This window comes from Croceicoccus gelatinilyticus (assembly GCF_018398395.1).
Taxonomy (GTDB): domain Bacteria; phylum Pseudomonadota; class Alphaproteobacteria; order Sphingomonadales; family Sphingomonadaceae; genus Croceicoccus; species Croceicoccus gelatinilyticus.
This window is the reverse complement of sequence record NZ_JAHCBF010000007.1, coordinates 163,003-187,770: the sequence shown is the minus strand read 5'-3', so window position 1 is coordinate 187,770 and position 24,768 is coordinate 163,003. Positions and strand designations below refer to the sequence as shown.

Sequence of the window (24,768 nt, the reverse complement as noted above, 5' to 3'; positions counted from 1 at the left end):
TAGAGATCCTCAAGGTTCTATCAGGAATAGGTCCTGCGCTCGACAAGTTGCTCATAGCGACGGGCAACATTCTGCCAAAGTCTTGCCCCGTCCTGCTCGCCGGCCTGGTATAGCTGATCGATCTTCGACGCAATGAATTCACCTCCGGCGTCGCCATGGTGCTTATCCACCCACAGCGCCATGCCCCAAAGCTCCTGATCACGGGTGAGCATCAGAAGAGTGACCCGATGCCTGCGATGAGCATAAGGACAATCGGAATACCCAGCAGCCATGCTTCGAGCTTCAATTTCCATTCCCGCTCGTTGCCCGGCAAGGGATCGTCACTGTCCGGCCAGATGCGCATCAGCACCATGGCTCCCTGCGTCCGGACCAGGTTCGTGCTAGTCCTTCCGCGACCAATTGGTCGCCGATCGAGCGGCCATCGCGCATCAGGACACGGAGCTTACGACCGTACTGGTCTTCGTCTCGATTACCGATTGGAACGGCGGAGAACTCTCCCTGATTGAGCAGAACCACCAACCTGTCGCGTGCCCTTATGCCGAGATCGTATTCGATATCGCATCTTGGCTGCGAAATTTCAGGCGTGTCGATATCCGCGATCCTGATCTTCACGCCTTCGAGCCAGATCGTGTCGCCATCGATGATACAAGTGCGTCTGACCATGCCGCAAACGGCAAAGCTGTGCTTGGTTCGTGCCTCAGCGATCGCCGAACCAAAAGGCCAGTAGATGCCAAGAATGCCGCCCAGAATGCCAACGAGTAAGCCTCCGGCAACAAGCAGCGCAAGGCCGCGCCGTTTGCCTTGCTTCTGTCGGAGAACTCCTGCGTGAAAATCGAAGACATTATTCTGAGGTGATCTTCCTGCCATGCCAACTCCTTTCATTTTCGGGCCTGCAAGCCAAGATACCGTGCTCGCTTTTCCGATGATTTTCGGCTATTTTCTCAGCAACAAGATGGGGCTGAGAAGAGGAGAGGGCGGCTCCCTTCTTGTGAAGGAGAATGAGCGATGAACGATCCAGACGACACACCCCCGGGCGGCAAGGAGGGCTGGGAGGGCTTCCGCGAAGTAGATCGGGCCATCGCCGAGAACCGTCTCACTTCCTACACCTGGAAAAAGACCTGGGCTGACCCGTGGGGCAAGCTTGGATTGATCCTGTTCGGGGTCCTGTTCCTCGCCTTTTTGATCTATGTGATCATCTACGACGGGCTGATCTGAGCTACCATTCCTTCACATCGTCGGCCGCCTCAGCCGAGGCTCCCTTGGCATCGCGAGTCTTGCCATCGAGGTATCCTTTGACGGTCCCGATCCGCCGGTCCCCTTGTTGTTGGACCCGACCTACATTCCGGGCGATGTCTTCACGCTCGCTTGAGGGGGCGCCAAGGCTCCCTGGTACCCCGCCAAGCCGTACCGATCCCCGCACGCCATCTGCGCTGCTCACAGCGGGTCGAGCGACGGACGCAAAGGGCGGCAGAGCCAGGTCATCCGCGATCTCGGCATTGAGCTGGTTCGTATAGCTTTCGACGAACCGCGCCTGGAGTTTCTGGCCCCGCGCACTCATCTGGAAATCGATGTCGTCGAAGCGCACCGGCCCATAGTAGTCGCGGTTACCATCGATCTCCGCCATGCCCCATTCGCGATAGGCCTGGCTGAGGTTGAGCGTGCCTGCGGCATTGGCACTTTCGTACCAGCTTGCTTGGTTCTCGAGGCGGCTGGCGATCTCCTCGGCTCGGCGCGCTTCGCGGGTGTAGCTCTGCGCTTCGGTGATCGACGTGGTGATCCCGGCCGAGCTGCTTGACACCAGCGCCTCCGAACTCGAACTCGTTTCACGCAGGAAGCCTTCGCGCGTGCTCGACCAGCTGCGACTGTCCGAGATCTGGCTCAGCGCGCCCATGATGCGCGAGCGATCCTCGGAGGCGATCCCGATATCACTGTCAGTCCAGGTCTGGTTCCGACCACCCTTTAACCCGAGGGTGCCCTTGATCGAGCCTCGTTCTCCTTTGACCCCGAGACCGGCATCCCCGTTCAGGAACCAGGACACAGTAATGTCGTCGGCCGCGCGGCGCGACAGCCCGAACTGCTGCTGGAGTGTTTTCGAGGCGTTGTCGACTTCGCTGAAGGCGCTGCCGATGCTGTCGCTCGTTGACGTGCCACTGACGCTCTCGTTCGAGCGCGAGCGGGTGTAGGCATCGCGCAACTCGCTGAAGCGGGTGACAGCCGAGCTCGTCGATTGCTGGGCAAGGTTCGAGAATGTCTCGCTCTGGCCGCGGCTCTGGCTCGCCATGGTCGCAAGCCGGCTCGAGAAGTCCTGCCCTAGCGTTGGTGTGAACGGATAGCTCGAGGTCGGCACAGTCGCGAACTCGGCCTGCGGGAAGCCGGTGGTTTGGGTGCCGTTTTCGCCCGTCGTTCGCGTCTGCGCGGCGCCGTAGCCAATGTTGGGAGCAAGGCTGGCTTGCGCAAACTGGCGCGAAAACACGTTCGAGTTCTCAAGGCTGGAATTGCCGAGCGAAATATTGCCGGTGCTCGCTTCGCGCGCCGCCTCTTCTGCCGCGTTCTGGCTCGGATTGAGGTAGCTGGTTGCCTGGCCCGATATTGCGAGCGCGCCCCTGGCGACGCCGCCTGCAAGGAACGGTATCGATGCGACGAGGTAGCCGGCCAGGATCCCGATATCGTTGTTGACGTCGGTCATGCCGGAGAAGGTCGCGAGGCTGAGACCGGTCGCGCCGCCCGCTGCCGCCACATCGCTCGCGCCCTTGAGCATCAGGATCATGTGCAGGATGACGAACAGCGGCCCCCAAGCTGCCAGATAGAAGAAGCCCGTGACGTATCCTCTGAGAGCGATCGGTCCGGTCTTGGGCATCAGGAACAGTGGGAAGAGCACCGGAAAAAGCGCGTAGAATACGACCGTCAGGACGACATTGAGGATCGGGACCCATTTCATCGCGTTGTGCGCGATCGAGGAATAGGTCCGTTCGGTTTGGATGTCGGCGCGGGTCTGCGCGAACACATCGACGCTCGATGCACCGCTAGCTCCGGCGAAGCCATGCATCGCCTGGTTCAAGGCGTTGATGGTCAGAACCTGGCGGAAGATGCTGCTTGCATCCTTCGAGACGCCGGTGAGGTATTGATAGGCAATCGGCAGGTCTGCGATGAGCTTGGCCTTCGCGAGCGCCTCGGTCTGCCGGGGGTAGAGCTGGCGCCCGGCGACCCGTGTCATCTCATCAATAAGCCCGGCCCACTGGTTGGAGAGCGCAGTGTATGCTTCGCGGCAGGTGATGATCGTGGCCGTGACGCTATCGTCCGCCTGCCGGGTGAGGAAGCGCTGTGCCCGCGCGGCACTGCCAGGCGCAATGGTCGCCCAGATATCGTTGCTTTCGGACAGTTCCTTCATCGAGTAGCGGCCGAGGAGCAGGTCGTAGAACACGCATTGCCGCACATGCTCGTCGAAATTGGCGGCAAACTCGGGATCGGCAATGCGCAGGGACCGTGTCGCTTCGAGCAGGCGCGCGCCATAAATCATGCCGTTCTTCGAGTAGTTGAGATCGTCGGGGAGGCCGAAGACGAGCTCGGCGGAGCGGGTAAGGTAGTCGCCTGCCTGACTGGTGAAGCTTGCCATGAGCGCGAGCCCGAGCGGGACATTGGCGACTGTCGCCGGAGCGAGGCTCGGATTGACACGGTCGGTGACCTGCACATCCATGCGCGGCACCATCAGGCACATGTAGATGAGTGTCGCGCCGAGGAACCAGTTGAGCCAGGCGCGCCAGTCCTGGTTGAACGCGACGACAATGACCGCAAGCGCCATGCCCATGACCAGCGCCACCTGGATCAGGCTCTTGTAGCCACCGGCCCCGGTCCACGCGGCGACGGCGTTCAAGACATTGACGATGTATTCGCCGCCGCCGGTTGTGAAGATCTCGACCATGTCGCGGCCTCAGGGGATAATCGAGCGCGACTGGAGCCCGCGCGACCAGTCGAGCGCTGCCGACATCGAGGGCGACATCGAGGCGGCAAGGGCGTTCTCGATCATCGCCGTTTTCTCGATGATCTGCATGATAGCGGAGACCTTGGCCTGTCCGGTGGCCTGTCGCTGGACGAGCCCCGAACGCACCTCAGCAACCTGGCCGCGCCAGATCGCGAGCTTGGCTTCGTCGGCGGCGATGAAGCTCGCCATCGAGCGCCCGGCTTCCGACACGATCCGGTCGAGGATGGCATAGAGCAGGTCGATGCTGGCGATCTCGGCGAGCGTGTCGCGGTCGTCAGTCGGCATTCCGCGCCCATAGGCGGCCTGGACGGTAAGGATCTTGTACAAGGGGACCGAGGCGACCTGCAGCAATTCCTTTTCGGCATTGCCGATCGCGGTGTCGGCCCGGATCGCATCGACCATGTTCCCGATCAGGAGCGTGACCCGCGGGCGGATGGCCTTTGCATTCGATAGGCTCATCTGCTCGAAGGTGGGATTGAGGCAAAGATCGGTCTCGTCGCAGCGGAAAACGCGAACAGTCTGGCCCTGCGTCCCGTCGAGCAGTGCGCTCACCAGGGTGGATGAAGCATCGCCTGCGAAAGGCACGAACTTGCCTGCCTCGTCGTCCTTGGGCGGCACATAGATCACCGTGCCGATCAGCGTCATGGCGTATTCGGCAAGCTCGCGGTCGAATGTGCCGCCGGGGTTGAAGAAGGCGCTCTTTTTCAGAACGTGCCAGGTGTAGTTGCGCGCCACGCCCGGATTGATGTCGGCGTAGTCGGCGCCGGCGCCTTCATTCGTTGAGGCGCGCTGCCCGCGCGTGCCGCAGCCGTGTTTGGCTGCGGCATAGTCCGTGAAGATGCCTTCGGAATTCCCGATCGCTTCGCAGATCGCCTTGTCGGCGAGATCGCCCTTGGGCCACAGGCCTCCGACCAGCCCCTGCGCCATTTCGCAGGAGTTGATCGAGAGGTTGTTCATGAGCTGCGCCTTCTGCGAAAACTCCTGCATGATCTTGTTGCACTCGGGGCAAACGGTGTCGATCGCGAGGCTGAAGGCGAACCCGACCGCGTTGTTCGCCACGGCTTTCAGGAGCGCGACCATCTCGCTCGCATTGATGAAGGAGAAGGAGCCCGCGAAGATGTCGATCCCGCCGCAGCCCGCGCGGGCGCGGGGCAGCTGTAGGTTGGCCACGTTGGTGGTCTTCTGGGGGAAGCGCGTCCAGACATTGCCGAGGCTGTAATAGCCCGCCGACTGGCCTTCGAAAGCGGTCGGGCCGATGACATTGGCCGCCGCGCCCATGTCGTCCATGAACCGGTCCATGCTGTCGCCGACATTGGCGGCGACGGGTGATGCGACCATGCTGGCAGCGGCGAGGGTCAGCGCCGCGTTGCGAATGCTAGTAATCATGTCCGGCTTCCTTCGAGGTGAGGAGATAGATGCGGTCCTGCAGCTCGTCGGCCGAGAGCACGCCGTATCCGATCGGGATCGGGCGCTTGGTCGCGCTGTCCCACAGCACGAGCGCCGGGGTGGCCTTGCCTTCAAGACCGAGCCTGGCGCGCTGGTTGGTCTCGACCTTGTAGTCCGGGAAATGGCGCGAAGGACCGCCATCGGTCGAGATGGCGCGCACAGTGATCCGCCAGCGGTCGGCGACTCCCTTGACGATGGGGCTCATCACTTCGCACGGGCCGCAGGTGGCGCTGAAGAAATAGAACAGGCCGTAGCGCTCGGAGAGCCGTGCCATGACGCTGTCGCGCTCGGCGCTGCGGGCGTCCTGCCACTGCTTCTTGGCGACCGCTCCGACGGGGCGTTCGAGCGTGTAGTCGAGTTCGGGGTCCTGCCAGATCGCCCGTTGCCAGACATCGGAGAACAGCGAGGCGCGGTCGAGCTGCGCGCGCTGGAAACGGATATAGGCTGCGACATTCGCTTCGGTCGGATAGAGGATCGCGCGCGCCTTCAACTCGCGCAATTCGGAGGTGATCGCATCGAGTTCTTGGCTGGCCGCGACCGGTTCGGCTTCGGGCGTTTGCGGTTCCTCTGCGGGCACAGGTTTGACGCAGTAGAACCAGTAGCCGAGCTTTCGCTCTTCGCAGTAGAGCGCGTCGGCGTCGGTGATCGATGCCGTCTCCCGAGGTTCCTGGGCATGCGCCGAAGCGGCGGCGAGCGCAGTGAAGCTGAGTGCGAGCGCAGTCAGGTAGTCCAGATGGGTCATTGACCGCCCCTTGCGTAATAGTCGTCGATCTTCTGCTGGATGAGGATGGAGGTCTCGAGCTCGTCGGGCAGCCGCGCGGCCTCGGTGAACTCGGCATAAACCTCGCTGAAATCCATGCGGGAAAGATCGAGCTGAGCGAACTCGTCGAGGGTGAAGCCCTCGCATTGTTCTTCCTTGGGCTTGTCCCAGGGCTTGGGAAGCTGCTTGCGGCCCTGTTCCTGCAAGATGCGCGAAAGCTTGCTCTCGAAGCAGCAATAGGCCTTCTTCTTGGTCAGGCAGACGCCAAGGAACTTCTTTGAACAATATGTGCCCACAAAGGCGCACAGGCCCTGCGCATCGCGCTGGTGGAGCAACACTTCCTCGCGGTCGCAGCCGAGCGCGACCAGCAGGCTGATCCCCGGAATGAGCGGGAAACCCTTGCCCTTGCAGCAATTGAGCACGCCGAAGACCTTGGACGAGCAGGTGTTGCGCGTTCCCCGGAACAGCGTCAGCGTGTTCGGGTCGAATTGCCCGCGCGCCTCGTCCATCGCATGGAGCGCGGTGACTGCATCCTTGAACTCGTCATTAGCGGTGCGCTCGATCGTCTCGCAGCTGCCATCAATGCAATAGACATCGCCATCGCAGACATATTGCGTGGTGTTCTCGGTATCGGGCAACGGGCATTCGTAGATGCGCTCCCAGGTCTCGCACGGAAGTTCGTCGGTGAGGCATTCCTCGCGGACGAAGCGGCAGGTGCCCTGGCTCTCGATGTCCGAGCAATCGGTCGCCGCTTCGCGCGAGGTGCAGGTGTAGCTGCGCTGCCATTCCCAGCAGGGCCGCGTCACCGAGACGCCGTCGATCACGCGTGTCTGCGGATCGGCATCGGTGCAAATCTCTACATCGAGCGTGCAGTCTCCATTGTCGGCAAAACCCGTGCACTGGCTCTCGTCTGGAACCGCATCGACCGTGCTGTCTGTGGTGACCGCATAAGGCGTGTAGCGAGGATCGGGCGCATTGCAGGAGATTTCGGCAATCGGATCGCCCGGCTCGGAGCAGAAGCGGTTGAACCCGTTGTCCCACCACTGGAGGCACGGGCCGGGGCGATAGCCGGTGATGCGGCACGAGCCGCCATCGAAGGCCGAGCACCAAGGAAGACCCTGGTAGATGCCGGTGTCGTTGCAGAGATAATGCCATTGCTGGCGCTGCGTCACGCTGGCGACGAGCGGCACCGCGCATTGACCCGCCGACTGGTCGATCCGCGTGCCGGTGTTGCAGGTCGCGGTGTAGGTTCCCGCAGAGCCCGAGCCGGGCGGCAGCGGGACGCAATTGCCCTGGCCGCCCGAGATATCCATGCCGCTGGTGTATTCAAGCGGCGTCTCGTTGATCGCGAGACTGCGCGCGATCACATCCTCGATCTCGTCTGGATCGAAGCGTGCGCGGTTGGCGATGCTGTCGCGCATCGCGCGATAGCCCTGGTGCCCGGTGGCCACCGCCGCGGCATTGCTCTCGATCCGGTCGGGATCGTCGGCAAGCGTTTCGAGGTCACGCACGGCATTGCGATCGTAATTGGGGAGGGTGGATGCGTCGTGCTGCGAGTTGGCGGCTGCCTGCGCTTCGCTGCGCAGGCTTTCGCCAAAGGCCTTGCCGTCAGCCCGCGCATCCTGCTGCTGCGCGGAGAGGGGCGCGGCGACGGCGAGAAGAGCGAGCAGTCCCAGACGAAGCGATTGTGTGAGCCTCATGGCCGCTCTCCTTCAAGGCGGCGGAGATGGAGACGTGCAAGCTGCGCGCCCGGACCGCCTCCTGAAGCAAAGGTGTCGAGCACTTCGGCCACGCTGATATTGCCAGCGATGCGGTCGTGCGGCGGAAGGATGTCGCTGCAGTCGAACCCGTCGCAGGGGGCAAAGTCGCTCGCGATCATCACGAAGCTCGGAGCGACCTCGATATCGAAGGCGCGGAACAGGCGCGGGTCGATCCCGAGCGCGCCGGCTTCATGGCCATCGCTCCAGATCGCGGCGATGCGTTTCTTGAAGCGCGCGCTGTCGCCTTGCGGGAACCCGCGCAGCACGGTGACGCCGCCCGCCCTCGCGACATCGTGAACCAGCGCCTTGAGCGAGCGTTCCGGCATTCCCAGCGAGGCAAAGGCAATGAACCGGGGCGTCTCGCCCATTGCCGCCACTTCGGCATCGGCCTGGGCGCGGATCATGCCATCGAGATCGAGCGGGCCGGTATCGGCAGTCGCTTGCGCCGCTTCTGCATAGGCTGCGCGGTTCGCGTGGGCCGTTTGTTGAGCGGCGCGCGCGTCCTCTGCCAGCGCATCGGCTTTTGTCTTCACCGACGTGGCGAGCGCTTCGGCATCGGCGCTATGCTCGCTGGCGCGCGCGCGGATTTCGGCAAGATCGAGTTCGGGCGAACTCTCTTGCGCAGACGCGGCAGCAAAGGCGGCGGCGGTCGCAAGGCTGATAGCGACCAGCAGGGGGAAGGCGATTCTCATAGCGCGCAGCAATTCCTCTTGCGCCAGACGAGGTATCCCATGTCTTCGCCGATGGCGGGGATGACCTGTCCGGGGGACTGGAAGGTGGTGGAGGCACCGATAGGCGGGCAGGCGAAGCGGCCCTTGGTTGCCGGATTGGGATTGGTGGCCTGGAAGCGGTATTGCTGCTTGCGCATCACCGGCATCAGGTATTTGCCGCACAGGCCCTTCGATCCCATCGTGCCCCACGAAACGAGTTCGCGGTGGAGCTTGTAGGCGAAGCGCGAGAGCACGAGCCGCGAGGCCTGGACATGTCCGATCGAGGCCGAGACGTTGCCGTTCATCGGGTACATCGAACCCTGGCAGCCCGCGCACCAGAACATCTCGTCGAGCGGCAAATTGGCGGTCGATGCCGCGCAATCCGCAGCGCAAGCGGCAAGCGCCAGCGGGTTGGCGAAGAGCACCGCTTCGGGGTTGATGATCGCGGTGAGCTCGCTGTCCTGCCACAGCGGATCGATCTCGGAGATGTAGAGGATGTCGATCGAACCGGGCTCGAGGCACAGGAAATCGGCGACGATCTCCATCCAGTAGATCAGCGGATAGGCATACCAGTGGACATGCCAGCTCGAATAATACTGGCTTGCGCCCCCCACCGCCGAAGGACCCGAGATCGAGCGGAAGCCAATATCAAAGCCGGGATCGAGTTTCATCCCGCCGAGGTTGACGAAGCACCAAGGCTTCATACTGACATCGGCGAGCCGGACCGGCTCCCAGAACCCCATCGCGATGCCGGGCCGAAGCCCGCACAGGCACACCGGTAGGTCCGGATTGTCGGGATCGGGGCGATTGCTCGGCCAGATTTCGAGCCCGCCGACCGATATCGGGAACAGGCACGACCAGCAGATGTCGGTGATCGGGTTGACGAATTGCCCGGTGCACTTGCCCGGACCGGCATCGGCCGAAGCCGGTGATGCGAATACCAGCGATAGCATCGCCGTGAACAGCACCAGGAAGGCGCGGATGCTGCTCATGGCTGTGCCTTCCGGGGCGGCAGCGCGATCTCGCTCACTTCGAGCATCCGGCCGTTCTGGCGCACGCGCGCAGGCGTCGCCCGAATTCCGAATTTGTCGGTGAGCTTGCCGCCCTGGTCGAAATAGAACCTTCGCTGGCGGGCCTTCATCAGCTCGAGCGGCGCACCCTTGACGAGGATCAGCTTGGCATTGACTTCTTGCCTCAGCGACCAGGCGACCTGCGCCGGATCGTCGCCGTCGAGAAACAGGAGGTCGCCGCGCAGCTTGACGCTGTCGAGCGGATTGACCCGGGTTCCGGCGGCATGGATCAGCTCGCCTTTTGCGCCCCGGATATCGGCAGCAAGCGTAATTGTCGGATCGAAGGCCCATTGGCGGCTTGCGCTTGCGCGGATCACGCCGGCAACCGGATCAGGCCGGTTGACGCGGGCGATCGTACGACGCTTGAGTTCCTCGTTGAGCCGCGCGGTCTCGCCCGACTTTTCCATCTGCGCGAGGCGAGCATGGATCTGTTCGAGCAGATCGCGCTCGATCACGGGGAAGACCGCGCCGCGCTGGCCATAGTCTCGCGCCTGCAGGCTGGCCGGGAGCGCAGCGAGGAGAAGCGCGCCAAGCGGAAAGAGGGAGCGCATCACAGGATCGCCCTCCCGCTGCCAAGGATTTGTCCGCGGCACACGAAGCCGATTGCGCCATAGCGGCTGTCGAGCCCGCGGGGATGGCTGGTGCCGGTGTAGTAGCAGCCCTCGGGGATGACGCCTTTAGGCCCCCGCGTGAGCGGGACACCGAGACGGGTGACCTCGAGCAGGCTCGCGACCTGCTTCCCGTTGATGAAGACCGCATCGCCCTCGTGGCGCACGACATCGCCCGGCATGCCAAGCACGCGCTTGCCGAACATCTGCGGTCCTTTTCCGAAATGCCTTTCGACCAGCTCGCTTTGCGGCGGCTCAAAGAAGATCAGGCTGCCGCGTTCGATCGGCGCGTGCTTGTCGAGCCAGAACGCCCAGTTGGACAGGCTCGGGCTCGCATTGATGAGGAACGCGTGGTCCTTGCTGAAGGCATCGAGCGGCGCCCAGGCAAGCGGCAGCAGGACCAGCCCCGAGAGCAGCAGCGGACGGCGGATCGAGCGGGTCAGGCTCATGGCTGCTTCTCCCCGGCGAGCTTGTCCGCAATGCGCTGCTCGAGTTCGGAGGTTGCGTCTTCGGCAGCGCCCGCGAGCACGGCCTCGGCAACCAGCACCACGCGGCCGTCATGGCCCATGTCGGCGACGGCGCTTTCGGCGGCTTTGAGGTATGCAAGGCTCGCCGCCTGAACGACCGCCGGATCGGCATCGGCGCGCGCGGCTTCCTCGACGAATGTCCCGATGGTCTCGGCGAGCCGGACCGTGACGATCCGCTGCTCCGGGGAGCTGGTGACCTGCTGCGTGATCCACGCACCCCACAGGAGCGCGGCAACGAGCAAGGCTAGAGCGAGGAGTTTCGGGCCCAGCTGGCTAAGCGGGAGGTTCAGTCTATCCATGGCGGGGAGATCCTTCGGCGAGGCGGCGATCGAGGCGGCGCAGGAAAGCCGGCAATCGCAGCAGGGCGAGGCCGCCGGCTGCGATGAGGAATGCGATCTGGAGGTCTTGGGCAAAGAAGCGGCGCGCGACCGGTTCAGCGGTGCGGTAATGGTCGGCAAGATTGCCGAGCTGCGCGAACAGCGCCGTGAGATCCCAGCCTGCTACAGCCAGGAACACGAACAGCGGCAGGCCGAGGACCAGCAGCAGCGTGCTCGCCGCGAAGCTTGCCGTTTCGATCAGCACCAGGCAGGTGCCCTGGAACAGCGCCAGCCAGTCGATCACACGGTGCTTGTCGCGGGCTTGTCTGACTGACGGAAGCGGCACGCGATCTACGAGCGTGGTGGTCTCGAGCACCATCACATGCCTCCTTCCACGCCCGCGACCAGCGCGACTGCGCGCTCCAGCGGCATGCCGTTTTCGACATGGCGGTGGATCGCGGCATAGGTGTCAGGATCGGAGGAGAAGATGGTTGCCGAGAGTGGGTCGAGCACCAGGCGTCCAACGGCTTCCATCTCGGGACCTTTGAGGTAGATCTCGCTGTACTCGGTGCCCGAGCGCTTGAGGCTGCGGATCAGCGTCTCGGTCCGGTCGTCCATGTCGAGCCGGGCCTCCTTGCGGAAATCGGCAATGGTCTCGGGCTTCTGCTGGAGCACCAGCATCCAGTCGCTGTTTTCGAGCGCGGCCCGCGCGCCGTCGGATTTGTAGTAATCGTTCAAGGACTGGGTGGCAGTGGCGAGCGCACCCCCGTACTTGCGCGCGGTGCGAGCATAGGTCTCGACGAACTCGCCCATCGAACCACCCTTGAGCATGGCCCAGGCTTCATCGATCAAAAGCAGCTTTTTGGTGGACCGCGAGCTGCGCGTCATCGCCTGGCCGGTCATGAACATGATCGCCGAGAGGACAACGCTTCGCAGTTCCTCGCGGGACGCAAGGTCGCTCATCTCAAAGACGGTGAAATCGTCTTCGAGCGCGAAACTCGCCTTGCCGGAGAAAAACCCGGCATAGCTGCCGCCGCGGCAGAAAGGCGCGATCGCGGTCGCCAAATCCCTGCCCGCCTCGTTTTCGCTTTGATGGAGGGCATGCGCGACATCGTCGATCGCGCCGCCGCTGCCGAGCGCTTCCCAGACCTGCGTCACCGCGCGGTCGATGAGGCCGCGCTCGGTGTCCGAGGGCGCGGCGCTTGGCCGCGCCATCTGGCTGACGATCGCCTTGATCATCGCAAAGCAGTCGAGCCGGTAGTCCTCGTCCTCATGCGCGCGGGCATCGTCGACCATCGAGAAGGGATTCAAGGAGAAGCCCGAGGCGAGGGTGAACTCGACGAAGCGCCCGCCCTGCAGCTTTACCGAATGCTCGAAACTGCGTCCGTCATCGATCACCACGACCTTGGCGCCCGCGCCGCGCAGCGCGGCGCACAGCTCCTGCAGCAGCACCGACTTGCCCGAGCCCGACTTCCCGCAGATCGCGATGTTGTGGTTGCCCGCCGCGTTCTCGAAGGGTGACCAGAAGAAGGGCTGGCCGCGCCGGCCGAGAAGCAGCAGGTGCGGGATAGTGCCGCCGAGATACTCGCCCTGCAGCGGGGCGATATGGGCCGCGGTGGTCGAGAGCATGGTCCGAAAGCGTTTGAGCCGCGCAAGGTCGTGGACCAGACCATCGGCGAGGCTCAACGGGAACGCCGCGACGAGGCCCTGGAGCTGGAGGAAGCGCTCGTCGGCAAGGTCCCATCCGGCCGCCTTGTAGATCGCCTTGACCGTGCGCTCATGCGCATCGCCTTCGCCAAGCGGCGAGATCGTGGTGAGACCATAGAACAGCTTGACCAGCTTCTTGCCCGCCTGGAGCTCGGCCTGGACGTGTTTCCATTCTGCCGACTGCTCGGACAGTTTGGGCAGGAAACGTGCGCTCTTCGTTTCCGACAGGCTGGTGGTGCGCATGAACTTGTAGCCTGCGCGCGCCGAGGCGGCTTCCTGGTCGGGATAATGCAGGCACAGCATGGTCGCAGCCGGGCAGGGAAAGCGCAGTTTGTCGGTGAACATGTCGCCGATGAGCCGCGCGCATTCCCACGGTGCCCAGCGCTCAGGGGTAGAGCGCACGCCGTAATGGCGCACATCGAAGCGGTCGGGATAGCATTCACCTACCTGCGGCACGCCATCTCGCGAGCGCCCGGTCTCGCGGAAGCGCTCGGTGCGCAAGATCAGCCGGTCGTCCTCGACTTCGAGTTCGATGTCGCGGCGGATCGCTTGCGCGTCGAGCGTGTCCTCGCGGTTCCAGTGCGTGAGATCGGGTTCGCGCGCGGTGGTCGGCGAGGTGAGCTCGTCGACCAATGCGAGGAGGCCTGCGGGCTCGAGCCTGTTCGATGCAAGGCCGAGCGAGTTCAGCATCCCCGACATCCCGTCGCGGCATTCGGTGAGTTCTGCATCGGTGACGCTTCCGGGCACCGGAACGCCGAGCGAGAGCACCAGACGCACATGGCGCGCATGGAACGGCGCGTGTGCCGAGCCCGACTTCCAGACGAGATCGTAGAGCCGGTTGGTGCGGGCTTTCGCAATCGCTTCGTAGATCCCGCCCTGCTCGTAGCGCGGTGCGAACCACGGGCCGACGATGGCGCCGATGCGCGGGGACGCGAAGTTCAGCACTTGGAGGCACGCGCCTTGCGGCAGGCTCTCGGAAAAGAACTGGCCGAGGATCTCACCTGTCCGCTCGTCGGCGCCGATGAGCGGGGTGACTTCGAGAATGAAGCCCTTCGAGTGCGCGTTGCGGTAGAGCCCCGGGCCCTCGTCATAGACTCGGTACGGAAGCCAGTCCGACAGCATGTCGAGCGCGAAACGCGGCTGCGCATGGTCGCCCCTTTTCGCATCGCCGAACAGGCCAGCAAGGAGCGCGTCGCGCGCAGAGGATAGCGAGAGGTTCACTTGGGCTCTCCTTCGGGCAGAACGGGGTGGGGCACCTGGCCGGGGGAGGGGGGACGACCAGGTGCCCCGGGGTCCGGCGCTTTGGCGCCGGGCAGCTCCGTCAGATCCTGCGAGGGGATGACCAGGACATCGGGAGGCTGCTGGGGGGAGGGATTGGGATGCTGGAAAGGAATTGCTTCTGCGGCGGCGGGCGGGGCGACTTCTGCTTCAGCCGGACGCGCCAGTGCGCGAAGCACGTCGCCGGTCGAACGCGGCGCGCGCCAGCGCTCGGCAGCGCGATCGGGCAGCACGACATGAACAACCCGGGCCTCGTGGATGCGGCCCGCCCCGTCGCGGTAGCCCGCAACAACGATCCGCAATCCGCGATCACCGGCCCTGTGCGCTCCCGCAGAGGCATGACCGGACCGTTCTGCCTGTGAAACGCGGGTCGCGGCATCGTCGATCATCGAGGTCGGCGCGCAGCTTCCCTCCGGTGCCCGGCAGGAAAAGTCGCCCTTGACGTTGCCGCCAAGCGTCGCACAGCCGGCGATCATCAACGCGAGAATTGCCGTCGCTCCGACACGGGTCGCACCGCCGCTCATTGCTTCGATCCGGTCTTGGCATTGGCAAAGGCGCGCAGTGTCTTTGCATCACGGTAGCCGTGCAGCACCGCACCGTCGCGCGCCCGGACGATTACCGGGGTTCCGGCAAAGCCGTTGGCCTGTGCAAAGGCTTCGTTGGCATCGAGCGCAGCTGACTTTTTGCAGGTTGCGCGCGGTTCGAGGTGCTTGCCGGTGTATGCGGCATGGAGCGCCTCGACCGGGTCGGCGGCGCACAGCACCGCCTCGGACAAGCGGCGGCTCGACGCGCCGAAGATCGAGATCGGCCGTTCCTCGACAAGAACGCCTGCCTTTTCGAGTTCGCCGGTGAGCCGCTTGCAGTAGCCGCACTGGAAATCCGAGAAGACAACCAGCTTCAGCCCCTTGGTATTGCCCCACAGGATCGCGCCTTCCTTGGGAAGGGCTTTAAGATCGACATGCGTCGCGACCTGCCTGTCGCGGGTTTCGGCAACGTCATGGCGCCCTCCAGTGTCCTCGCCGGCGTGGCGGGCTGCGCCGGCGGCGAGCAGGTCGGGGTTGAGTTCGAGCAGGCGCGCGGCAGTCACGTCGCGCCGCTCCTCCATGTCGTAGAGCCGCCCGACGAAGAGGTAGCGTGCCGCTTCGTCGATGTAGAATAGCGTCTCTCCCGAGACGACCTCGCACCATGGCGCGAATGTCGTGCAATCGAGCGCGTCGATCGGCGTTCTGGGCAGACGAAGCTTGAGCGCTTCAACCACATCTCGCGTGATCGCGGCCTGCGCGGGCATGGCGGTTACGATCGCGACGCCGCTTGTGAGGAGGGCTGCTGCGCTGGCGGCAGCGAGCGATATGTGCGCGGCGCGCGCCTTGAGGCCGGGCCGCTGGTTCGAATAGTTCATTGCGGTGTGCTCCTGACATGGACGCCGTCGAGAAAGACGATCTCGACTGCGATGCCGGTCGGCATCTCGACGACGGGTTGGTACTGTTCTGCGCGTTCGATGAGGTATTTGGCTGTAGTGTCGGCGGCTTCGCCCGCGCCCTGGCCGAGGCCGCCTGCGAGGATGTCGGTCGGCGAAAGCGCCTCGCGCCTGCCGTCGCTGCCGACAGGCTGCGCAAAGATGCCGTTGGCATTGGCCGAGAAGCCGCGCCCGAACCCGCCGACGATCCCGGCAAGCAGCGCCTGGCTGACAAGGCTGCCTTCGCGGCTGACGACATTGCCGCGCACGCCCGACTTGCCGGCAAAGGCGATGAACCCCTTGACCTCGCTCACCGCGAAGCGTCCGCCCGGTTGCGCGCAGGTCATGCGCACGAGCTTGACGTAAACCTTCTCGGCCGAGAGATCGCCGCGTGCCGCGCCGTTGACGAGGCAGCCGGTGAGATCGGTGGTGAGCAGCTTGTCGCCTTGCAGCACCGAGCGCGCCGGCCCGGTGATGCGCAGCACCACGGGCAGCGGATCGCTCTGACTGGTCACGCCCGTCGAGGCGTCGACCCCGACGATCACGGTGGCAGGTGCATAGCTGTTGGGCGGGAGATAATCGCGGCTTGCCTCGAGCAGCAGCGGCGGCGTGCTTTCGGTTGCCTTCGCTTTGGCTGCGCCCGGCTTTTCGGATGAGAAGCTCAGCAGGCTCGCCTTGGGTTCGCTGGGTGGCTCGAGCGGTCCGGGAGCGAAACCCGGAGTCCGCGGTTCTCCTGCGTCAACTGGCGTGACCGGGGGATTGGCGCGGACGGTTTCGAGTTCCGAGCGCAAGGCGGCGTTCTCCGCCGAGATCGCATCGATCGCAGCTTGCCCGTCGCTCAGCATCCGCGCGTTCTCGCCCCGCAGCGTTTCGAGCTCCTGCTCGATCGAGGCCTTGGGAAGCTGGCTTTCCTGCAGGTCTTTGATCGCGCGGCCCTGCGCATCGAGGCGGTTGCCGTAAGTGGCGACGAATTCGCGCTGCGAGAGATTGCGATTGACCAGCGCGCCGGTCTCGATCGTGGTCGCGCCCACGCCGTCGGCGCCGGCTTCATCCTCGCCGCCGAAGATGAACATCGAACCGGCGATGAGCGCCACGCCGCCGATCCCGGCAAGCAGCAGCTTCTGGCGCTGCGCGACCGTGCGGTTGAGGTTGCGCCGGGCTTCGCCGCGCGTCTCGTCCTTTGGCGCTGGCGCGGGCGTATCGCGTGTGTCGGGATCGGCCATTACTCGAGCCCTCCCTTGGTAAAGACAAGGAAGGCCTGAGTGCTCTCGCCAGGCTGAAGGCTGTCGCGGCCATAGGCAAAGGCCAGCGCCCCGGCCGGCGCCTCGCGCTCACCGGCAAGGTCGACGGGCGCCGAGCCAAGATTGCGTAGAGTAAAGGCTTGGCCGATCAGTTCGGCGCCTTCGTATTCCGCGACCTGCTGCACTTCGAGGCTGTCGGTGTGGCGTGGTCGCGAAAGTTCGGCACGGGCGCGGAAGCCCGGCAGGACCCCATCGCTGGCCATCGCTTCGATCAGCCGGATCGCGGCCTCGTCGCGCGTCACTGCTGCGCCTTCCCATTCACTCGCCTGGGATTTGGCGAGCGCGGGATTGGTGACGAAGAGCTGGCTCGCTTCCTCGCCTTCGACGCGGCAGGTGAACTTGTAGACATAGCCCGCGCTGCTCGTCGCGAAGAAGCTGACCCTGGCGCTCGCATATTGCAGCGGCACCGAGACATAGATGTCGCCGCGCACCGGCTCGTGGGTCACCTCGAAATCGTTGTAGGGAAAACCGCTCGCCATCTTCGAGACATTGGCGAAACCGTCCTCGATGAGGGCGATACGGGTCAGCGCGCCGCGCGCGAGCACGCAGTCGATCGCGGCGCCATCAGCGGCCTCGACGAACTGGTCGGCATGTGCCGGTGAAGCGTAGGCGGCCGTGGCGATTGCCAGCGCAACGCTGGTCAGCGCGGCGGGGAAGGGGCGGGATAGGAGTGTCATGGGTTCTCCTCCTCGTTTTCGGTTGGGAGCTGGCGGAAGCCGGTGAGGCCGAGACTGAGGCCGCGGCGGTTCCAGCTGAATTCGAAGCTGCGCTCTTGGCTTGCGATCACCTGCGCACCGACGAAGGTCTTGAGCGTGCCGGTGACGACAGCGGTGAGCGCCTGCGCGTCGACCTCCATCCGCGAGATGACGAAGGCCTGGCTGATGTCCGAACCGCGCTGCTCGTCGACGATCTTGACGAGCTCGGCCTTGAGGCTCCCGTGCGCTGACGGATCTGCCACCTTGAGGACCTGTTCCATCCAGTAGTCGAGGCTCTCGGGTGCGCGATTGAGCAGCATGAGCGCGGTGTCGCGGGTTACGAGTTCGAGGTAGTGCGCATCGGTACCGCCGCTCCCGAGCGTCAGGCGCTCGGTCGTGACAGGCACCAAAATGACGCTTTCCTCGCGCGTCGCCGCCGCGCCGACCGCCAGCAGGCTGGTAAGGCCCAGCACGGCTGACAGCGCGGCGAAGCGGTTGCGCTGTTTGAGGTGACGCTGCGCTTCCTCATAGGCGAATTCGTGTTTCACTTGGGTCCTCCCTCAGCCTGCGAGCAGGCGGCAGTGGGAGGGCGGCGTGGCTTTCAGCCCGAGGAAGCTCCCCGGCAGATACCAGTAGGCAGCATGGACCAGTTTCGACCCTGCGCCTGATGCCTTCGCCTTTCGAAGGGCGAACCAGGTCATGACCGATAGGCCGGTGCCGATGATGATGTGCTGCGAAAGGATGCCCCACGCGAACGGGACGAGCAGCCCCGCAAACTCGTCGATGGTCCAGAAGCCGATGACCTCCGGGTCGTCGAGCCGCCGTGGAACGAGGTATCTGTCGGCCATGCCGCCCTCCCGTCGTTAGACCGCGATCAAATGGTTGCGGTCACGACCGAGGTGACGATCGGCACGCCTGTGCCGACGCCAATTCCGACACCGACCGGGACCGCGACCTGCCCAAGGGCGAAGCGGCCCGAGGCGAGCGCGATCAAACCGCCGGCAAGGCTGAGGACGGTGATGATCTTGCCGCCCGAACCTTCGAGGAAGTCAGTGAACTTCTGCAGCGCCGGATCAAAGGTCGTGTCGGCACCGGCATAGGCGGCACCGGCGCAGGCGAGCGCAATCGCGGCCGGAAGAATATAGTCGCGGGCACGAATGCCTTTGACGGATTGGCGGGGAAGGGTGATTGCCTTGGTCATCGAGGAACTCCGTTTCGAACATTGGCAGCGATGCGTTCGCTGTATGTTCTTTCCTCGATTGGAAGGCGGGGTGTAGGAAAACGGAAACTGCCGCACGCGGCATTCCGACCAAGAGAAATCGTCGATTCTGGGCAATCTGACCAGGCTTTGCGCGACCGGTGCAGACATTGCGGCCAAGAATACCGATCATTGCGCCACCCATACCGAAGTCTGAGATCGAGGGACCGGAATCTGCGCGAATCAAATCGTGTGACGATGAGCCGGTTTCCTACGTGTTCCTTATTTGTTCTTTTTCCTTTCCTACAGTTTGACGCGTTGCCTAGCCTGTTGGTGATTCGCTAAAGATCACCGGAAGCAGGAACAATGGCGCGAAACGCAAACGACAAATGGGAAGAACTATCGCGAGGAGTCGCAGCTTTCCTCGACCATGCCGTGGACGAAAGTGGCAAGTCCCGGCGGACGATTGCCGCACAGACGAATATCAACAAGGACGCGCTCCGACGCATCCTCGCCGGGACACGGTCAGCCACACTGCCAGAGGCGCTGGCCATCCTTGACGCGAGCGGACACGCGCCGCGCACCTCCCTGATGCTGGCACTCGCGGGGTACTCGCAGCGTAGCGAGGATTGGCAGAATAGCGGCGTGCTGGAATTTCTTGAAACCTTCATAAGCGAGTTGCCGTCTGCTTTGGATCAGGCGCTGGGCGAGAGACTGCTCGATGTGAGACCGCGCTGGGCAAAGGGGACCGCTCACCGCACCGCCGGTCTCCTGTCGGATCACCTCGCGCAACTGGAGCGGCAGGATGAACAAAGCTTCGCTCTCTGAAATGACGACCGGTCTCGAAACGGACGCGGAAGCCGTTCCTGTCGAGCCAACGCCAGACCGGCTCATTCGTCTTCCCGAGGTCATGGCGCGCGTGGGCCTGCGCCGAACGGCAATCTATCAGCGGATGCGCGAAGGCCGTTTTCCAAAGTCGCGTTCGCTCGGTCCCCGTTGCACGGTTTGGGTCGAAGCCGAGATCGATGACTGGATCGGTTCTGTTGTCGAACGCACCGACGAGATATGTCAGAACACGCCCCGAATTTCGAGATGATCATGTCTTGCGTCCCGTCACTGCTCCCATAAACGCCCTCTGTCCGGCTAGCCGGAAAGCACTTCGATTATCCGGCATTCGCCAACCGCTCCGTGCTGGCAGTCGTCCACCATATGGCGCAGTTCGGTTCGCAGTTTTCGCAAGTCACCAAGCTTCCGATCCACCTCGCGCAGGTGGAGGCTGGCAATAGAGTCCACGGCTTCGCACGATTGCGATGGATCATCCGCCAAAGAAAGCAATTGGCGCACCTCCGCCATGGTGAAGCCGAGGTCGCGTGCGCGGCGGATAAACCGCAATCTGGCCAATTCGGTCGGGCCATAGTCCCGGTAGTTGCCGGCGGTGCGTGGTGGTTCCTCCAGCAATCCGGTCCGTTCGTAGTAGCGGATGGTTTCGGCGGTCGTGCCGGTCTTCCGCGCCAGGGCACCAATCTTCATGGGTTTCTCGCAATGCTTGACCTTGTAGCCACTACAAGGTGCATAAGACAATTCGAGGATGCAAGCAGAACGGTAAAATCCTGTGGCAAAGAAGGACATTATTGAACTTATCGAATCTGAGCGGCGCGTTTTCCGTGCCGCCAGGCAGTCTGGTGACCGGGCTTTGGCTTGGACCGCGCTCGAGCGGGAACATATTCTGGGCCAGGGCTTCTTCGGGCCGCATCTTCGTTCACATATGACGATGCTGGGCTATGCAGTTGAAACCCGCGATGGCCGCGAAGTTCTGGGGCAGGTCATACGTCTTGCGCTCGCTCCCCTTGGTAATCTCACCGGACGGCTCCCCTGGGGGAATACCGGACGCGCAAACGTGAGCGCGTTCGCGCCAATGCCATACCCGGACGACCTCTCAGAGGTTCTTACGATCTCTTCGGGCGAAGCTCGCTAGCTCGCGCCATGGCAATTCTATCCAACGAACAGGTTGAACGCTTCTACGACAAGAACGCGGGAATCTATGACCGATTGGTGTCGGGGTTTCGGTGGGCCGGTCTTGGTCGCTGGCGACGCGATCTGGTTAACCGGCTTGAACTCAACGCCGGCGACCATGTGGTCGATCTGTGTGCTGGCACCGGCGCAAACCTCGCGTTTCTGCTTGAGAGAGTAGGACCAAGCGGCAAGGTGACGCTGGTCGACCTTTCGCAAGGCATGCTCGACCAAGCCCGTCGACGAGCGAAGCGCCTGCGAGCAAGTAATGTCGAATTTGTGCAGTCAGACGTAGCCGCCTTCCGCTTTCCGAGCGAGACCAGCGCAGTCATCAGCACCTTTGGACTGGAAATGCCACCTGACTACGCCGCGATCATCGAGCGCGCCTCAGCTGCTCTCCCGACGGGTGGCCGGATGGCCCTCCTTGGCCTGAAACACCCCGAGCGCTGGCCGCGATGGCTGATTGAAATCGGCATAGTGCTGACCAAACCATTTGGTGTGGCGCGGGAATATGAAGAGTTCCGCCCTTGGCTTCCAGCACGCAAAGTTTTGCGCGAAGTTCATTTACGCGAGTTTCTGGCCGGTTGTGCGTATGAATTCGTCGGTGCCAAATCGTAATGCGGCGGAAGCCGCAGTTGCGTGACTGCTTTTGTCTAGCTTCATGCGGAATCCCCTGTTGAGTTCGAGCCCAAATACACCACATCCGCTTGCGCTGGTCAGTCGATTTTAACCGTGCGCAGATAGGGGCGCAGCGTTGTGAAACCTTGCGGGAAGCGCGCTTTCGCTTCTTCCTCGGAAACAGACGGTGGAATGATGACGTCATCCCCACTCTGCCAATTGACCGGGGTTGCCACGCCTTTACTTTCGGTGAGCTGGACTGAATCGAGCAATCGGACCACTTCTTCGAAATTGCGTCCGCTGCTCATCGGATAAAGTAGCATCGCACGGATTTTTTTGTCCGGGCCAACGATATAGACGGCGCGAACGGTAGCATTGTCGGCTGCCGTTCTTTGCTCCGCACTGCCAGTCTCCTCGGCGGACAACATATTGTAGAGTTTGGCCACCTTCAGGTCGCTGTCGCCGACCACCGGGTAATCGACTTTATTGCCGCTGACCGCCTCGATATCGGGTAGCCAGTCGCGATTGTCTTGGCTGCTGTCGACCGACAGGCCGAGAATCTTGGTGTCGCGTTTGGCAAATTCCTCGCCGAGACCGGCCATGTAACCCAGCTCGGTCGTACAAACCGGAGTAAATGCCTTTGGATGAGAAAACAGGATAGCCCAATTGTCGCCCATCCAATCATGGAAGGTGATGGTGCCTTGGGTCGTTTCCGCTGTGAAATCGGGGGCTGTCGAGCCAATGGAGAGGGTCATGTCAAAACTCCTATTTATTCTGGGGGAGGTGTCCGCCGTCTTCATATTTTGGCGGGTGTGTGGCCTGCGGCACGTCGAATGTCGGCGCAATCGATTGCGTGAGTCTCGACCTCACCTGCATTTAGTGAGGCGGAAATGCTCACTGGCGCTCCCGCCTCTTACAAGATTGCGCGATCATCGGCCGACGTAGATACTCAGAAGCGCACGCTAGCGCCTGCTACGAAGCGCCGGGGAGCCCCCGGTCTCAAACCCGAAGGCCGACGCGCTACAGCATAAGCATTGTCGAACAGATTATCCACTCTGGCAAACAAAGAGAGACCTTCCGTCAGCGCAAACCGGCCGGCGAGATCAAAGACAATCCTTTCGTCAATACGCTCATCGGGCGAAATATCCCCGCTACCTGCTTCGGTGCGTACTTGCGATGTGTAATTGGCGCTCACGAGCAAGGATGCCGGTCCGAATGCGAGCCCCGTTTCGGCATAGAATTGGTGGCGAGCGATGTAGGGCAGTGCGTCGCCCTGGGACACGGAACCGAAGAACGCACTCTCGAAACTGCTTTCGAATTGCGCGTCGGTGAGCGTGTAAACCACCGAGAAGGGAATTGAAATTTCCTTACCCACTTGATGCTCCGTCGAAGCTGCCAGCTCCAACCCCTTCACGGAGACGGCCCCAGCATTGAACTGGTCGCCAATATCCCCGACGCTACACCCCACGGATTGTGTGCAGTTTCCGAGCAGATTGGAATAGTCGGAATAAAACGCAATCGCGGAAGCTTGAATGGCGCCATTCCGAAAACGCCCACCAAATTCATAGTTCCAGCTTTTCTCGGCTCGTGCCTCCGGATTTCCGGGCCCGGGGGGAGAAAAACCGCGCGAAACGCCTGCAATCAACAGCACGTCTCCCAGTGCATAGGTTGCACCGAGTGCGGGAAGCCATTCGTCAACGTTGGTCTTGCGTATGCGCGCAGGTCCATCGATACGAGCGGGGTCGGCTCGATCATAGTCCAGTCGAGTAAGGTCGATGCCTTCGTACCGAATGCCGGGCGTCAGAGTAAGCCCGCCGATCTCGATCCGGTCCTCTAGATAGAAAGCGATCGCCTTCGCCTTCGCCTCGCGATTGGCTTGAGCGCCCGGAGCCGTCTGCCGGACGAAAACGAGATCTCCGTCCGTCTGCGTATAGAATTCCTCATTCTGCAACCGGTCTTCTTCATCCTCGTGATACCGTAGCGACGCAGCCAGGTTGTGCATGACCGCGCCGGTCTCGAAAGGTCTTTCGAACGAAAGCTGGACGCCTTCGCTCCGATAGATGCGGTTGTTGTTGCGAATGCGAAGAGCACCTTCAGCGCTGTCTGCCCCTCGCAGGATCGCGAGGCTTTCTTCGTTTGAGGACGGATTGTCGAAGACTGGCTGGATGGCATCAAAGCTGCCATCACCGTTAAAATCGATGTCCTGTAGCTTCGACCAACTTCGTATGAAATCGTTGCGATATAGGGTAACCGCAACCTGCGTGTCGTCGGGCAACCGGAGCGTGCCGGTGAGCCGATATTGATCGTGCTCGCCCGTGAAAACGTCGCGTTGGCTGGCCGAATAGCGCCGGTACGGATCGCTCGCGAAATCCGCGTCGGCTAGGCCCAAATAGGTTTCGTTCGCCTCAAGTTCGGATCGACCATAGGCGAACTCGAGGCGAGCATCGACCGGCGAATCTGGGCTGGTGTGGACGGCGAAGCGGGCGCGATAGTCCTGGCGTTGAAAACCGGTCTCGGCGCCGGGAAGGCCATCTATCGTCTTGAACCCATCACTGCCTTGCTGATAGCTTTCCACCAGTGCCCCGAAATTGTCGGCACTAGCGCCAATCCAGCCATGACCCTGATAATAACCGCGAGAACCAAGCTGTCCGGAGGCTTCGCCAGCCAGGCTCTCGGTCGGTATCGGAGTCGATCGGAAATTGATGGCCCCGCCGATCGTGCGAGGACCATAGCGTACCGAGCCCGCGCCCTTGATCACTTCGACTGCGTCCATTCGACCGATCGCGGGGAAGTAATACGCGGCCGGAGCGGCGTAGGGGGCAGGGGCGATGAGAACGCCATCTTCCATCAAGGTGATGTTGCTCGACCGTTCGACCGGCGCGCCGCGCAAGCCAATATTCGGGAATAGCCCGAAACCATCCTCTTCCTGAATATTTACCCCCGGCACCTGGCGCAGGACACGGTTGACGTCCCCATGCTCGAATTCGCTCAGTTCCTCGCCATCGATTAGGTCCGCCGCACCGGCCACTTCATACGCATCGATGCGACCGCCGATCACGATAATCGATTCGCTTGGGTTTGCTATCCCGTCCTGCGATTGCCGCTCATCGGTCGGGTCTCTTTCATTGGCGTAAGCAGGGGCGGCCAGCGCAATTGCTATGAGCGAGGCGGTAGCGCGATACATGTGAAGAATCCTTTCAAGACATTTGCAAAGCCTATTATTGCTATTGAGACGTATTCGCAATAGCAATAATAGGCTTTTATGCCCATATCGGCTGAGGGCGGCTCGCGGTGCATCGGTTCCGGACTGCAATACCGTCCGCGAGTG

General features: G+C 62.8%; 29 protein-coding genes. 5 read left to right on the top strand and 24 right to left on the bottom strand.

Annotated features, from left to right (window positions below; genetic code table 11):
- Positions 1-20 precede the first annotated feature (20 nt).
- The 3 genes from KIH45_RS15525 to KIH45_RS19190 are packed head-to-tail and all read right to left on the bottom strand — an operon-like array spanning position 21 to position 882.
- Entirely contained in the window at positions 21-212 is a 192-nt protein-coding gene (locus tag KIH45_RS15525; protein WP_137675988.1) for a DUF6961 family protein, read from the bottom strand.
- Complete coding sequence (locus KIH45_RS19375; protein WP_255478505.1) at positions 212-343, bottom strand: hypothetical protein; 132 nt, start codon at positions 341-343, stop codon at positions 212-214. The genes KIH45_RS15525 and KIH45_RS19375 overlap by 1 nt, the downstream gene beginning before the upstream one ends.
- Complete coding sequence (locus KIH45_RS19190) at positions 343-882, bottom strand: thermonuclease family protein (RefSeq protein WP_225899972.1); 540 nt, start codon at positions 880-882, stop codon at positions 343-345. Before KIH45_RS19190 ends, KIH45_RS19375 begins: the two co-directional genes overlap by 1 nt.
- Positions 883-1,005: 123 nt before the next feature.
- On the opposite strand from KIH45_RS19190, the gene KIH45_RS15515 reads away from it, so the two are divergent.
- Positions 1,006-1,215: a hypothetical protein gene (locus KIH45_RS15515; RefSeq protein ID WP_137675987.1), complete on the top strand. Its 210-nt coding sequence runs from the start codon at positions 1,006-1,008 to the stop codon at positions 1,213-1,215.
- A gap of 1 nt (position 1,216) precedes the next feature.
- Here the strand turns inward: KIH45_RS15515 and KIH45_RS15510 are convergent, their stop codons facing one another.
- From KIH45_RS15510 to KIH45_RS15425, 18 genes are read right to left on the bottom strand one after another with little or no spacing between them, the layout of a single operon-like run.
- Complete coding sequence (locus KIH45_RS15510) at positions 1,217-3,919, bottom strand: conjugal transfer protein TraG N-terminal domain-containing protein (protein ID WP_213176916.1); 2,703 nt, start codon at positions 3,917-3,919, stop codon at positions 1,217-1,219.
- A gap of 9 nt (positions 3,920-3,928) precedes the next feature.
- The gene (locus KIH45_RS15505) at positions 3,929-5,365 is read right to left on the bottom strand and encodes a conjugal transfer protein TraH (RefSeq protein WP_152434333.1); all 1,437 of its coding nucleotides are present in this window, start codon (positions 5,363-5,365) and stop codon (positions 3,929-3,931) included.
- The gene (locus KIH45_RS15500) at positions 5,355-6,167 is read right to left on the bottom strand and encodes a conjugal transfer protein TraF (RefSeq protein WP_152434334.1); all 813 of its coding nucleotides are present in this window, start codon (positions 6,165-6,167) and stop codon (positions 5,355-5,357) included. The genes KIH45_RS15505 and KIH45_RS15500 overlap by 11 nt, the downstream gene beginning before the upstream one ends.
- Positions 6,164-7,885, bottom strand: coding sequence for a conjugal transfer protein TraN (locus KIH45_RS15495; RefSeq protein ID WP_137678740.1), 1,722 nt, complete (start codon positions 7,883-7,885; stop codon positions 6,164-6,166). Before KIH45_RS15495 ends, KIH45_RS15500 begins: the two co-directional genes overlap by 4 nt.
- A complete protein-coding gene (gene trbC / locus KIH45_RS15490; protein WP_137678739.1) occupies positions 7,882-8,637 on the bottom strand; it encodes a type-F conjugative transfer system pilin assembly protein TrbC in 756 nt (251 codons plus the stop codon). Before trbC ends, KIH45_RS15495 begins: the two co-directional genes overlap by 4 nt.
- Positions 8,634-9,647, bottom strand: coding sequence for a conjugal transfer pilus assembly protein TraU (gene traU / locus KIH45_RS15485; RefSeq protein WP_137678738.1), 1,014 nt, complete (start codon positions 9,645-9,647; stop codon positions 8,634-8,636). The genes trbC and traU overlap by 4 nt, the downstream gene beginning before the upstream one ends.
- Positions 9,644-10,276 carry a type-F conjugative transfer system protein TraW gene (gene traW, locus KIH45_RS15480; RefSeq protein ID WP_137678737.1) on the bottom strand — a complete coding sequence of 211 codons (633 nt, stop codon included), beginning with the start codon at positions 10,274-10,276 and terminating at the stop codon, positions 9,644-9,646. The genes traU and traW overlap by 4 nt, the downstream gene beginning before the upstream one ends.
- Positions 10,276-10,782, bottom strand: coding sequence for a S26 family signal peptidase (locus KIH45_RS15475; RefSeq protein ID WP_137678736.1), 507 nt, complete (start codon positions 10,780-10,782; stop codon positions 10,276-10,278). The genes traW and KIH45_RS15475 overlap by 1 nt, the downstream gene beginning before the upstream one ends.
- A complete protein-coding gene (locus tag KIH45_RS15470) occupies positions 10,779-11,159 on the bottom strand; it encodes a TrbI F-type domain-containing protein (RefSeq protein WP_170002823.1) in 381 nt (126 codons plus the stop codon). Before KIH45_RS15470 ends, KIH45_RS15475 begins: the two co-directional genes overlap by 4 nt.
- Positions 11,152-11,556: a hypothetical protein gene (locus KIH45_RS15465; protein ID WP_137678734.1), complete on the bottom strand. Its 405-nt coding sequence runs from the start codon at positions 11,554-11,556 to the stop codon at positions 11,152-11,154. Before KIH45_RS15465 ends, KIH45_RS15470 begins: the two co-directional genes overlap by 8 nt.
- Complete coding sequence (gene traC / locus KIH45_RS15460) at positions 11,556-14,105, bottom strand: type IV secretion system protein TraC (RefSeq protein WP_152434335.1); 2,550 nt, start codon at positions 14,103-14,105, stop codon at positions 11,556-11,558. Before traC ends, KIH45_RS15465 begins: the two co-directional genes overlap by 1 nt.
- Positions 14,102-14,638 (bottom strand): hypothetical protein, encoded by a 537-nt coding sequence (locus tag KIH45_RS15455; protein ID WP_152435765.1) that lies wholly within the window; start codon positions 14,636-14,638, stop codon positions 14,102-14,104. Before KIH45_RS15455 ends, traC begins: the two co-directional genes overlap by 4 nt.
- 44 nt (positions 14,639-14,682) lie before the next feature.
- On the bottom strand, positions 14,683-15,561 hold the full coding sequence (locus tag KIH45_RS15450) for a DsbC family protein (protein ID WP_213176915.1): 879 nt from the start codon (positions 15,559-15,561) through the stop codon (positions 14,683-14,685).
- Positions 15,558-16,841: a TraB/VirB10 family protein gene (locus tag KIH45_RS15445; protein ID WP_170002819.1), complete on the bottom strand. Its 1,284-nt coding sequence runs from the start codon at positions 16,839-16,841 to the stop codon at positions 15,558-15,560. Before KIH45_RS15445 ends, KIH45_RS15450 begins: the two co-directional genes overlap by 4 nt.
- Complete coding sequence (locus tag KIH45_RS15440; RefSeq protein ID WP_137678730.1) at positions 16,841-17,596, bottom strand: type-F conjugative transfer system secretin TraK; 756 nt, start codon at positions 17,594-17,596, stop codon at positions 16,841-16,843. Before KIH45_RS15440 ends, KIH45_RS15445 begins: the two co-directional genes overlap by 1 nt.
- Positions 17,593-18,162 carry a type IV conjugative transfer system protein TraE gene (locus KIH45_RS15435; RefSeq protein ID WP_010412621.1) on the bottom strand — a complete coding sequence of 190 codons (570 nt, stop codon included), beginning with the start codon at positions 18,160-18,162 and terminating at the stop codon, positions 17,593-17,595. The genes KIH45_RS15440 and KIH45_RS15435 overlap by 4 nt, the downstream gene beginning before the upstream one ends.
- 12 nt (positions 18,163-18,174) lie before the next feature.
- Entirely contained in the window at positions 18,175-18,462 is a 288-nt protein-coding gene (traL, locus tag KIH45_RS15430; protein WP_137678729.1) for a type IV conjugative transfer system protein TraL, read from the bottom strand.
- Positions 18,463-18,488: 26 nt separating this feature from the next.
- A complete protein-coding gene (locus tag KIH45_RS15425) occupies positions 18,489-18,815 on the bottom strand; it encodes a hypothetical protein (protein WP_137678728.1) in 327 nt (108 codons plus the stop codon).
- Positions 18,816-19,178: 363 nt separating this feature from the next.
- On the opposite strand from KIH45_RS15425, the gene KIH45_RS15420 reads away from it, so the two are divergent.
- Positions 19,179-19,640: a hypothetical protein gene (locus tag KIH45_RS15420; protein ID WP_138615241.1), complete on the top strand. Its 462-nt coding sequence runs from the start codon at positions 19,179-19,181 to the stop codon at positions 19,638-19,640.
- A gap of 1 nt (position 19,641) precedes the next feature.
- Positions 19,642-19,908, top strand: coding sequence for an AlpA family transcriptional regulator (locus KIH45_RS15415; RefSeq protein WP_010412637.1), 267 nt, complete (start codon positions 19,642-19,644; stop codon positions 19,906-19,908).
- A gap of 47 nt (positions 19,909-19,955) precedes the next feature.
- Here KIH45_RS15415 and KIH45_RS15410 read toward each other — a convergent pair whose 3' ends face one another.
- On the bottom strand, positions 19,956-20,342 hold the full coding sequence (locus KIH45_RS15410; RefSeq protein WP_007163832.1) for a MerR family transcriptional regulator: 387 nt from the start codon (positions 20,340-20,342) through the stop codon (positions 19,956-19,958).
- A gap of 82 nt (positions 20,343-20,424) precedes the next feature.
- Between KIH45_RS15410 and KIH45_RS15405 the strand changes: the two genes are divergently transcribed.
- Together KIH45_RS15405 and KIH45_RS15400 are read left to right on the top strand one after the other, a co-directional pair.
- A complete protein-coding gene (locus KIH45_RS15405; protein ID WP_213176914.1) occupies positions 20,425-20,787 on the top strand; it encodes a DUF3703 domain-containing protein in 363 nt (120 codons plus the stop codon).
- An 8-nt stretch (positions 20,788-20,795) separates the two neighbouring features.
- Complete coding sequence (locus KIH45_RS15400; RefSeq protein WP_213176913.1) at positions 20,796-21,440, top strand: class I SAM-dependent methyltransferase; 645 nt, start codon at positions 20,796-20,798, stop codon at positions 21,438-21,440.
- A gap of 98 nt (positions 21,441-21,538) precedes the next feature.
- On the opposite strand, the gene KIH45_RS15395 is transcribed toward KIH45_RS15400, so the two are convergent.
- The gene (locus KIH45_RS15395; protein ID WP_213176912.1) at positions 21,539-22,195 is read right to left on the bottom strand and encodes a peroxiredoxin; all 657 of its coding nucleotides are present in this window, start codon (positions 22,193-22,195) and stop codon (positions 21,539-21,541) included.
- Positions 22,196-22,389: 194 nt separating this feature from the next.
- On the bottom strand, positions 22,390-24,624 hold the full coding sequence (locus KIH45_RS15390) for a TonB-dependent receptor family protein (protein WP_213176911.1): 2,235 nt from the start codon (positions 24,622-24,624) through the stop codon (positions 22,390-22,392).
- Positions 24,625-24,768: the final 144 nt, after the last annotated feature.

Excerpts from the sequence above, each read along its gene's own strand:
- KIH45_RS15525 (WP_137675988.1), bottom strand. The coding sequence starts at position 212 with ATGCTCACCCGTGATCAGGAGCTTTGGGGCATGGCGCTGTGGGTGGAT.
- KIH45_RS19375 (WP_255478505.1), bottom strand. The coding sequence starts at position 343 with ATGCGCATCTGGCCGGACAGTGACGATCCCTTGCCGGGCAACGAGCGG.
- KIH45_RS19190 (WP_225899972.1), bottom strand. The coding sequence starts at position 882 with ATGAAAGGAGTTGGCATGGCAGGAAGATCACCTCAGAATAATGTCTTC.
- KIH45_RS15515 (WP_137675987.1), top strand. The coding sequence starts at position 1,006 with ATGAACGATCCAGACGACACACCCCCGGGCGGCAAGGAGGGCTGGGAG.
- KIH45_RS15510 (WP_213176916.1), bottom strand. The coding sequence starts at position 3,919 with ATGGTCGAGATCTTCACAACCGGCGGCGGCGAATACATCGTCAATGTC.
- KIH45_RS15505 (WP_152434333.1), bottom strand. The coding sequence starts at position 5,365 with ATGATTACTAGCATTCGCAACGCGGCGCTGACCCTCGCCGCTGCCAGC.
- KIH45_RS15500 (WP_152434334.1), bottom strand. The coding sequence starts at position 6,167 with ATGACCCATCTGGACTACCTGACTGCGCTCGCACTCAGCTTCACTGCG.
- KIH45_RS15495 (WP_137678740.1), bottom strand. The coding sequence starts at position 7,885 with ATGAGGCTCACACAATCGCTTCGTCTGGGACTGCTCGCTCTTCTCGCC.
- trbC (WP_137678739.1), bottom strand. The coding sequence starts at position 8,637 with ATGAGAATCGCCTTCCCCCTGCTGGTCGCTATCAGCCTTGCGACCGCC.
- traU (WP_137678738.1), bottom strand. The coding sequence starts at position 9,647 with ATGAGCAGCATCCGCGCCTTCCTGGTGCTGTTCACGGCGATGCTATCG.
- traW (WP_137678737.1), bottom strand. The coding sequence starts at position 10,276 with ATGCGCTCCCTCTTTCCGCTTGGCGCGCTTCTCCTCGCTGCGCTCCCG.
- KIH45_RS15475 (WP_137678736.1), bottom strand. The coding sequence starts at position 10,782 with ATGAGCCTGACCCGCTCGATCCGCCGTCCGCTGCTGCTCTCGGGGCTG.
- KIH45_RS15470 (WP_170002823.1), bottom strand. The coding sequence starts at position 11,159 with ATGGATAGACTGAACCTCCCGCTTAGCCAGCTGGGCCCGAAACTCCTC.
- KIH45_RS15465 (WP_137678734.1), bottom strand. The coding sequence starts at position 11,556 with ATGGTGCTCGAGACCACCACGCTCGTAGATCGCGTGCCGCTTCCGTCA.
- KIH45_RS15455 (WP_152435765.1), bottom strand. The coding sequence starts at position 14,638 with ATGATCGCCGGCTGTGCGACGCTTGGCGGCAACGTCAAGGGCGACTTT.
- KIH45_RS15450 (WP_213176915.1), bottom strand. The coding sequence starts at position 15,561 with ATGAACTATTCGAACCAGCGGCCCGGCCTCAAGGCGCGCGCCGCGCAC.
- KIH45_RS15445 (WP_170002819.1), bottom strand. The coding sequence starts at position 16,841 with ATGGCCGATCCCGACACACGCGATACGCCCGCGCCAGCGCCAAAGGAC.
- KIH45_RS15440 (WP_137678730.1), bottom strand. The coding sequence starts at position 17,596 with ATGACACTCCTATCCCGCCCCTTCCCCGCCGCGCTGACCAGCGTTGCG.
- traL (WP_137678729.1), bottom strand. The coding sequence starts at position 18,462 with ATGGCCGACAGATACCTCGTTCCACGGCGGCTCGACGACCCGGAGGTC.
- KIH45_RS15425 (WP_137678728.1), bottom strand. The coding sequence starts at position 18,815 with ATGACCAAGGCAATCACCCTTCCCCGCCAATCCGTCAAAGGCATTCGT.
- KIH45_RS15420 (WP_138615241.1), top strand. The coding sequence starts at position 19,179 with ATGGCGCGAAACGCAAACGACAAATGGGAAGAACTATCGCGAGGAGTC.
- KIH45_RS15415 (WP_010412637.1), top strand. The coding sequence starts at position 19,642 with ATGACGACCGGTCTCGAAACGGACGCGGAAGCCGTTCCTGTCGAGCCA.
- KIH45_RS15410 (WP_007163832.1), bottom strand. The coding sequence starts at position 20,342 with ATGAAGATTGGTGCCCTGGCGCGGAAGACCGGCACGACCGCCGAAACC.
- KIH45_RS15400 (WP_213176913.1), top strand. The coding sequence starts at position 20,796 with ATGGCAATTCTATCCAACGAACAGGTTGAACGCTTCTACGACAAGAAC.
- KIH45_RS15395 (WP_213176912.1), bottom strand. The coding sequence starts at position 22,195 with ATGACCCTCTCCATTGGCTCGACAGCCCCCGATTTCACAGCGGAAACG.
- KIH45_RS15390 (WP_213176911.1), bottom strand. The coding sequence starts at position 24,624 with ATGTATCGCGCTACCGCCTCGCTCATAGCAATTGCGCTGGCCGCCCCT.